This is a genomic window from Streptomyces xiaopingdaonensis (genome assembly GCF_000262345.1).
Classification (GTDB): Bacteria; Actinomycetota; Actinomycetes; order Streptomycetales; family Streptomycetaceae; genus Streptomyces; species Streptomyces xiaopingdaonensis.
On the sequence record NZ_AJTQ01000163.1, the window covers coordinates 1 to 8,543 of the forward strand.

At 68.9% G+C, this 8,543-nt stretch carries 6 protein-coding genes; all 6 read right to left on the reverse strand.

The features are described from left to right. Window positions 1-453, reverse strand: a 453-nt coding sequence (locus UWG_RS29955) for an ATP-binding cassette domain-containing protein (RefSeq protein ID WP_016907616.1), incomplete at its 3' end; no start/stop codon positions are given. 11 nt (window positions 454-464) lie between these two features. Beyond that, a complete protein-coding gene (locus UWG_RS0112850; RefSeq protein ID WP_016907617.1) occupies window positions 465-1,412 on the reverse strand; it encodes an ABC transporter permease in 948 nt (315 codons plus the stop codon). Next, entirely contained in the window at window positions 1,405-2,334 is a 930-nt protein-coding gene (locus UWG_RS0112855) for an ABC transporter permease (protein WP_016907618.1), read from the reverse strand. Before UWG_RS0112855 ends, UWG_RS0112850 begins: the two co-directional genes overlap by 8 nt. 99 nt (window positions 2,335-2,433) lie before the next feature. Next, window positions 2,434-4,041: a peptide ABC transporter substrate-binding protein gene (locus UWG_RS0112860; protein ID WP_029391403.1), complete on the reverse strand. Its 1,608-nt coding sequence runs from the start codon at window positions 4,039-4,041 to the stop codon at window positions 2,434-2,436. Window positions 4,042-4,532: 491 nt separating this feature from the next. Beyond that, window positions 4,533-6,437: a translational GTPase TypA gene (gene typA / locus UWG_RS0112865; RefSeq protein ID WP_016907620.1), complete on the reverse strand. Its 1,905-nt coding sequence runs from the start codon at window positions 6,435-6,437 to the stop codon at window positions 4,533-4,535. A gap of 174 nt (window positions 6,438-6,611) precedes the next feature. Next, the coding region (locus tag UWG_RS29960) for an ABC transporter substrate-binding protein (RefSeq protein WP_016907621.1) at window positions 6,612-8,543 on the reverse strand (1,932 nt) is incomplete at its 5' end.

Sequence of the window (8,543 nt, forward strand, 5' to 3'; positions counted from 1 at the left end):
ATAGTCGCTGACGCGGGCGGCGGCCGCGGGGATCTTCACCCGCTCCATGAGTTCGACGGCCTTCGCCTTCGCCTCCTTGCGGGAGGCTCCGCGGTGCACCCGGTACATCTCGCCGAGCTGATAGCCCACCGTCAGCACCGGGTTGAGCGCCGAGAGCGCGTCCTGGAAGATCATCGCGATCTTCGCCCCGCGGGTCTTGCGCCGCTCCTCGCGGCTCATCGTCAGCAGGTCGTCGCCGCGGTAGAGGATCTGGCCCTTGGGTATGCGCCCGGGCGGCATGTCGAGGATGCCCATGATCGCCTGGGCGCTGACGGACTTGCCGGAGCCGGACTCGCCGAGCACCGCCAACGTCTCACCGGCCTCGACGCTGTAGTCGACGCCGTTGACGGCCTTGACGACACCGTCCTTGGTCTGGAACTCCACGTGCAGATCGCGCACTTCGAGCAGAGTCATGTACGCCTCCCTCAGCGGGACTTCGGGTCGAGGGCGCTGCGTACCGCATCGCCGAGCATGATGAACGCGAGGACGGTGATCGACACCATCAACGCCGGGAAGAGCAGCACGTGGGGCGCGTTGCGGAGCTGGTCCTTGCCGGTGTCGATGTCGACGCCCCAGGAGATCGCGGGGTCGGCGAGGCCGAGCCCGAGGTAGGAGAGCGTCGCCTCGGCGCCGATGTAGCCGCCGAGCGCCACGGTGGCGACGACGATCACCGGCGCGATGGCGTTGGGCAGCACGTGTCGCATGAGGATGCGCCACGTTCCGGCGCCGAGCGCCTTCGCAGCCTGCACGTAGTCGGACTGCTTCACGGTCAGCACCGAGCCCCGGGCGACGCGCGCGACCTGCGTCCAGCCGAGGACCGCGAGTGCGGTGATCACCATCCAGATGCTCCGCTCGGTGACGGCGGTGAGAATCACCATGGCGCCGAGGAGGAACGGGATGCCGAAGAAGATGTCGGTGATCCGGGAAAGCAGCGAATCCAGCCAGCCGCCGAAGTAGCCGGCGAGCATTCCGACAAGAGTGCCGAAGAAGGCGACGAGGACGGTGACTGCGAGGCCCGCGAGCACGGAGTTGCGAGCACCGTAGATCACGCGGACGTAGACCGAGCGGCCGTGCGCGTCGTAGCCGAGCCAGTCGTTGGCGAAGAGGTGCCCGAGGTTGGGCTCGGTGAGGTAGTGCGCGGCCTGGTCGCCGTCGCGCGGGGAGCCGTCGGCGAAGAGCCCGGGGAAGGCGACCATCGTGAGCAGCAGCACGATCAGTACCGCGGAGATCATGAACAGCGGGTTGCTCCGCAGGCTCCGCCAGGCGTCCTGCCACAGGCTGCGCGCCTTTTCCGGCTTGGGGGCGGCCTCGGTCGAGGCGGCACCTGCCGCGGGGGCGTCCTGGCGTTCCTTTGTGAGGGCGGGCTCAGGCATAGCGAATCCTCGGGTCGAGGACCGCGTAGAGCAGGTCCACGATCAGGCTGGTGGCGAGGTACAGGATGACGATCAGGGAGACGACGCCGACGACGGTCGCCCCCTCCAGCCGCATCAGCGACTGGTAGATCACGTTGCCGATGCCGTGCACGTTGAAGATGCCCTCGGTGACGACGGCGCCGGCGAGGAGGGCGCCCAACTCGGTGCCGAGGAAGGTGACCACCGGGATCAGCGAGTTGCGCATCAGGTGGATGCCGACCACGCGGCGCCGCGGCAGACCCTTGGCCACGGCGGTGCGTACGAAGTCGGAGCGCAGGTTCTCCGCGACGGACGTCCGGGTCAGGCGCACCACGTAGGCGAGCGACAACCCTGCGAGGACCACGGCGGGGAGCGTCAACTGCCCCCAGGAATCGGAACTCTGGACGGTGGGGGTGACCCACTGGAGCTCGAAGGCGAAGAAGTACTGGAGGACGAAGCCGAGCACGAAGACCGGGATCGAGATCAGCAGCATGGTGAAGACGAGCAGCACCCGGTCGACCCAGGTGTCGGCGCGCAGGCCGCCGAGGACGCCGAGCGCGATGCCGACGACCACGATGATCGCGAACGAGTAGAGCGTCAGCTGGATCGTGACGGGCAGCGCGTCCGCGATGACCTCGGACACGGGGCGGCCGCTGGCTATCTGGGTGCCGAAGTCGCCCTGGAAGAGGCCCGTGAGGTAGTTCCAGTACTGGTGCCAGAGGGGCAGGTCGAGGCCGAGGTCGGCCTTGATGTTCGCGATCTGCGCGGGGTCGTAGGACTTCTCGCCCATCATCGTCCGGACCGGGTCGCCGGGCAGGGCGTACATGGCGCAGAAGATGAGGGCAGTCGACCCGATGAAGACCGGGATCATCTGGAGCAGTCGCCGAGCGACGTAGCGCCCCATGGTGCCTCCGTTGGGGGGGAGCGTGAGAGGGAAGCGGTCCGGCGGGGCCGGTCCTCCGGGTCGCGGAGGTCCGGCGCCCGCCGGGGAACGCGCGGTCGGTTACTTGGCGATCACGTCGCGCAGGAGGATGTGGCCGTCCCAGTTCGCCTTGACGTTCTTGACGTTCTCGCTGTGGACGATGCTCGCCGTCATGTCCCAGAGCGGGATCGCCGGCATCTCCTGGAGGAGCTTCTCCTCGGCCTTCTGGTAGTCCTTCACCGCGCTGTCGAGGTCAGCGGCCTTGTCGCCGTCCTTGAAGAGGCCGTCGACCTCCTTGTCGGAGAAGCGGCCGTAGTTGGCGTCGGCGCCGGTGCGGTAGAGGTCCCTCAGGAAGTTGATGTTGAGTGGGTAGTCGCCCATCCACCCGGCGCGGTAGGTGCCCTTGACGTTGTCGGCGTCGCGCTCCTTGAGGTCCGACTCGAAGCTCGGCTTCGAGTCGCCGACGCACTCGACGCCGGTCGCCTTGCGGATGGAGTCGCAGACGGAGGTGACCCACTCCTTGTGCCCGCCGTCGGCGTTGTACTGGATCCAGATCTTGTTGCCCGGGACGCCGCCGCCCTCCTTGATGAGCTGCTTCGCCTTCTTCGGGTTGTAGCTCAGGACGTCGGTGTCGAGCGCCTTGAAGCCCTCGACGTTCGCCGGAACGAAGGACTTGGCGGGCACGGCGGTGCCGTCGAGGACGGTCTTGGTGATGGTGTCGCGGTCGATCGCCATCGAGAGGCCCTGGATGACCTTCGGGTCGACGTCCTTGAACGGCTTGGCGTAGAAGGCCGGCGCGATCGTGGTGTTGCCGGCGTACGGCTTGTCGATCGAGCGGTTGCCGAAGTCCTGCTTCCGCTTGGGGCGGTCCTTCGGCCCGACCTGGTCGGCCGCGTCCAGGTTCCCCGAGAGGACGTCCTGGTAGGCGCCCTCGATCGTGGAGTAGTTCTTGAACTGGATGCCCTTGTTCTTCGGCTTGTCCGAGCCCTTGTAGCCGTCCCAGGCGGCGACCTGGATCAGCTTGTTGTGGTTCCACTTCTCGAACTTGTACGGGCCGTTGCCGATCGGCTTCTGGCCGAACGCCTTCGGGTCCTTGTAGAACGCCTCGGGGACCGGCGCGAACGTCGAGTAGCCGAGCATGTAGTTGAAGTAGGAGACCTTCTCCGAGAGTTCGACCGTGAAGGTGTGGTCGTCGACGACCTTCAGGCCCTCCATCTCGTCCTTCTTCGGGTCGCCCTTCTCCGGGTGGACGTCCTCGTAGCCCTTGATCTGCTCGAACCAGGCGCTGTTGGACTGGTTGTTCTTGACGTTGGCGTACCAGTTCCACGCCTTGACGTAGGACTCGGCCGTCACGTCCTCGCCGTTGTGGAACTTCCAGCCCTTCTTGAGCTTGATCGTCCACGTCTTGCTGTCGTCGGTCTCGACCGACTCGGCGTTGGCGTTCTGGAGCTTGCCCTTCTCGTTGTAGTCGACGAGGGTGCTGAAGACGTTCTCGACGACGTAGCCGCCGAAGCTCTCGTTGGTGTTCGAGGGAAGCAGCGCGCGCTGCGGCTCGCCGTGGAAGATCGAGACGTACCCGTCGGGCTTGTTCCCGTCCGAATCGCCGTTGTCACCGGAGCCGCAGGCCGTCGCGGCGACGGCTATCGCTGCCGCCGTCGCGGCCCACTTCATGCTTCTCGCAGCACGCATCAGGGCGTCCTCCTGAGTCAGTTCACCGAATGGAGAAAGGGGGCGGCCCTCCCGATCCGGCGACACTGTCGGACGGGGTGAGGCCCCGCGCTCGGAGCCGGCGCCCATGCGGTGCGTGACCCACTAACCCGAGCTTTAAGCCCTTACTATGGGGCAATCCCCCCACTGGAACCAGGGGTTCCAGATCTCGTTTCGGTCACGTCGGCGGCAATGCCGTTCGATAAACGGACATTGACCCCTAAAGCACCTCGGGTGAAACGGAACGTCAACGAGTTATCCCGACGGCATCCCCAAGATCACGTCCGCAATACGGACAGACTAGAGGGGGTCACCTCTCGTCCGAGAAGCGACCCCCTCCATGACAACTGCACCGGATCTCCCTGGGATCTAGGAGAGGTCACCATCCGGTATCCGCTATCCGAGCACGGCCACCGTTATGCGGAGCGTGCGGGGTTTTGCCCAACTGCCCTGCGTGGACGGGCAGTTGGGGCTCAGCGCTTGGCCCGGGCCGCCGCCCTGCCGCGCTCCTTCTGGTCGAGCACCACCTTGCGGATGCGCACCGTGTCCGGCGTGACCTCCACGCACTCGTCCTCGCGGCAGAACTCCAGCGCCTGCTCCAGCGAGAGCTTCCGCGGCGGGACGAGGCTCTCCGTGTTGTCGGCGGAGGCCGCGCGCATGTTGGTGAGCTTCTTCTCCTTGGTGATGTTGACGTCCATGTCGTCGGAGCGGGAGTTCTCCCCGACGATCATGCCCTCGTACACCTCGGTGCCCGACTCCGTGAAGATGACGCCGCGCTCCTGGAGGTTCATCATCGCGAACGGGGTCGTCATGCCGGAACGGTCGGCGACGAGCGAGCCGCTGCGGCGAGTGCGCAGATCGCCGAACCACGGCTCGTGGCCCTCGAAGAGCGAGTGCGCGATACCCGTGCCCCTCGTCTCCGTGAGGAACTCCGTGCGGAAACCGATGAGTCCGCGCGCGGGCACGATCCACTCCATGCGAATCCAGCCGGACCCGTGGTTGGTCATCGTCTCCATGCGGCCCTTGCGGGTCGCCATCACCTGCGTGATCGCGCCGAGGTGCTCCTCGGGCGCGTCGATCGTCATGCGCTCGATCGGCTCGTGGAGCTTGCCGTCGATCTCCTTCGTCACCACCTCGGGCTTGCCGACGGTGAGTTCGAAGCCCTCACGGCGCATCGTCTCCACGAGGATCGCCAGCGCCAGCTCGCCCCGGCCCTGCACCTCCCACGCGTCCGGACGCTCGGTCGGCAGCACCCGCAGCGAGACGTTGCCGATGAGCTCGCGGTCGAGCCGGTCCTTCACGAGCCGCGCGGTGACCTTGTGCCCCTTGCCGCCCTTGCCGACGAGCGGAGAGGTGTTGGTGCCGATCGTCATCGAGATCGCCGGCTCGTCGACCGTGATGAGCGGCAGCGCCACCGGGTTCTCGGCGTCGGCGAGCGTCTCGCCGATCATGATGTCGGGGATACCGGCGACGGCGCAGATGTCGCCCGGGCCCGCGACCTCGGCGGGCTTGCGGGTGAGCGCCTCCGTCATCAGCAGCTCGCTGACCCGGACGCTCTGGACCGAGCCGTCCCGCCGCATCCAGGCCGCGGTCTGGCCCTTCTTCAGCGAACCCTGCTTCACCCTCAGCAGCGCGATACGGCCGAGGAAGTTGTCCGCGTCGAGGTTGGTGACGTGGGCCTGGAGCGGCGCATCGGGCACGTACCGCGGGGCGGGGACCGTCTCCAGCAGCGTGGTGAAGAACGGCTCCAGGCTGTCGCTGTCCTGCGGGACCGCGCCGTCCTCCGGCTGCGTCAGGGAGGCAATGCCGTCCCTGGCGCAGGCGTAGACGATGGGGAACTCGATCTGCTCCTCGTCCGCGTCGAGGTCGAGGAAGAGGCCGTAGGTGTCGTCGAGGACCTGGGAGATCTGCGCGTCGGGACGATCCGTCTTGTTGACGCAGAGGATCACCGGGAGGCGGGCGTCGAGCGCCTTGCGGAGGACGAACCGCGTCTGCGGCAGCGGGCCCTCGGAGGCGTCGACGAGCAGGACGACCGCGTCGACCATCGAGAGGCCCCGCTCGACCTCGCCGCCGAAGTCGGCGTGGCCCGGGGTGTCGATGATGTTGATCGTGACCGGGTCCCCCTCTTTGGGGATGTAGCGGACCGCGGTGTTCTTCGCGAGGATCGTGATGCCCTTCTCGCGCTCCAGGTCGTTGGAGTCCATCACGCGGTCGTCGACCGACTCCAGCTGGTGCGCGCCGAAGGCACCTGCCTGCTTGAGCATCGCGTCGACCAGGGTCGTCTTGCCGTGGTCGACGTGCGCGACGATGGCGACGTTCCTGATGTCCTCGCGGGCCACGGTCTGCGCGGCGGACGTTTCCTCGGCGGTGCTGGGCATGCTGGAGCAACTCTCCCGGGTTGGCTGATGGGGCGGCGCTGCGTCGTAACCTCGCGCCTGCCGGGCTGGTCTTGCCGCGGCCTCGTCAACCATGGTACGCGGACGCCGGGGAGGTACGCGGACCGCGGGCCGCCGCCCACGCTCGCACACCTCCCCGGGGCGGCCGCGACTCGGCTACTCCTTGAACCCGATGTCCTGATAGCGCGGGGTCTGGAAGCCGAAGGCCCCCGCGTTGGCGACGCCCTCCTTCACCGCGACGAGCTGCGGACGCTGGTAGAGCGGGACGGAGCCGGCCGCGGCCCAGATGCGGGCGTCCGCCTTCCCGATGAGCTCCCTGCGCTCGTCGTCGTCGAGCTCGCCGGCCGCCTGCTCGAAGAGCTGGTCGATCTGGTCGGTGCCGACGCGGGTGTAGTTCTGCTCGACCTGGAGCGAGCCGTCCGCGGCCGGCTGGGGCTTCGCGAAGATCGGACGCGCATCCGTCGCCGGGTAGGCGGAGGCCGGCCAGGAATAGAGCGCCAGGTCGTACTCACCCTCGGCGATGTACTCCCTGAAGTACTTCTCACCGGGGACCTTGAGCACCTGTGTACGCACCCCCACGTCGTCGAGGGCGGAGGCGATCCGCTCGCCCGTCGCGCGGATCTCGGCGGTGCCCGGGCCCTTCGGCAGGACGAAGCGGAGCGCCAGCGGCTTGCCTTCCTTCATACGCACCGCCGACGAGGAACCGTTCGACGCCAGCCTGAGCTCCCGTGCGTGCGCGCGTGCGGTGCGCGCCTCGGCGAGCTGCGCCTTCGCCGCGCGGAGCTGCTTCGCCTCCGGGTTGCCCGCGCCCGGCTCGCCGCGGCCCGGCTTCGCGTCGTCGGCTTCGGCGTGCACACCGCGGAGCGCGGAGGCCGCCGCCTGCTCCAGCAGTCCGGCGCGCTGCGTGGCCGCCTCCGGAGCCGGGCTCAGCGGCCGACGGACCACCTGCGCCGCCTCGGCCCGCGTGAGGTGGACCGAGCGCTGCGCCTCGGTGCGGCGCTCGGGCGGCTCCGCGCGGAGCGCCTTCTGCTCCGAGGCGCTGTCCGCCTCCGCGGGGCCGCCCTCGGCCTTCTTCTCGCTGCCGTCGCCGCCGCCGGGCGAGCCGACGCCTTCCCAACCCGCCTCGGCGAGGAGCCCCTGGGCCGACTCGACGTCCTTGCCGCCGAGCGCGTCGCTGCTGTCGCTGTAGCCGTCCTGGTCGAGCATGCGCAGGTGGCTGCCGAGCGGCTTCGCCGGGAGCCCTGCCTTGCCGAGCGCGTGCTCCGCCAGTTCGTCCCTGTCGATCGCGCGGGCGACGGCGCGGCGCACCCGCTCGTCGGAGAGCGGTCCGCTCTCGCCGTTCAGCGCGAGCTGCGTGTACGCGGGATCGAGCGCCTTGCGGACCGTGTAGCCCTTGAGTTTGCGCAGCTCCCGCTCCGTCTTGGCACCGTGCCCCCGCTGCGACCCGTCGGCGCGCGCTTCGCGCTGCCCGTCCCCGGCGAACTCCGGGTGGGCGCCGCGAACGACGCCGTGGCCGTGCATCGCGTCGGGGGCTCCGGCCGGGTCGACGCGGCCGGCGTCGTGCGCGACGCGGCCGCCCGAGCCCGCGCCCTCGCCCGCCGCGCGGTCCCCGTTCTTCCCCGCGGCCTGGGCCTTCGCGACCCGTTCTGCGGAGGTGGTGTCGAGCTCCGCGACGTCCAACCCGCCCTTCTTCAGGGCCTTCTGACGCTCGCCGCGCGGAACGGCGCGCAGTTCGATGCGGGAGAGCTTCGGCTCGTCGCCCCACCAGGACGAGTCGCGCTCCAGCCGCACCCGGCGGCCGCCGGGGCTGAAGCCGACCGGCCTGAACGGCCCCGCCGTCGCCGGCAGCGAGGTGCGGGAGCCCTCGTTGAATGCGCGGGGGCTGCGGGTGGCTCCCGAGGGGTAGAGCGGCGTGAAGAGCGACCTCCAGTCCGCGTAAGGGCGCGCGAAGACGACCTTCACCTCGTGCTTCCCCTCGCCCTTGCCGATCGACGCGATGCGGTCGTAGCCGGCGTTGCGCGCGGCCTCGTAGGAGCCGTTGCCGCCGCTGAGCGCCTGCCACTGGGCACGGAAGTCGCGGGCCGAGAT

Excerpts from the sequence above, each read along its gene's own strand:
- UWG_RS0112850 (WP_016907617.1), bottom strand. The coding sequence starts at position 1,412 with ATGCCTGAGCCCGCCCTCACAAAGGAACGCCAGGACGCCCCCGCGGCA.
- UWG_RS0112855 (WP_016907618.1), bottom strand. The coding sequence starts at position 2,334 with ATGGGGCGCTACGTCGCTCGGCGACTGCTCCAGATGATCCCGGTCTTC.
- UWG_RS0112860 (WP_029391403.1), bottom strand. The coding sequence starts at position 4,041 with ATGCGTGCTGCGAGAAGCATGAAGTGGGCCGCGACGGCGGCAGCGATA.
- typA (WP_016907620.1), bottom strand. The coding sequence starts at position 6,437 with ATGCCCAGCACCGCCGAGGAAACGTCCGCCGCGCAGACCGTGGCCCGC.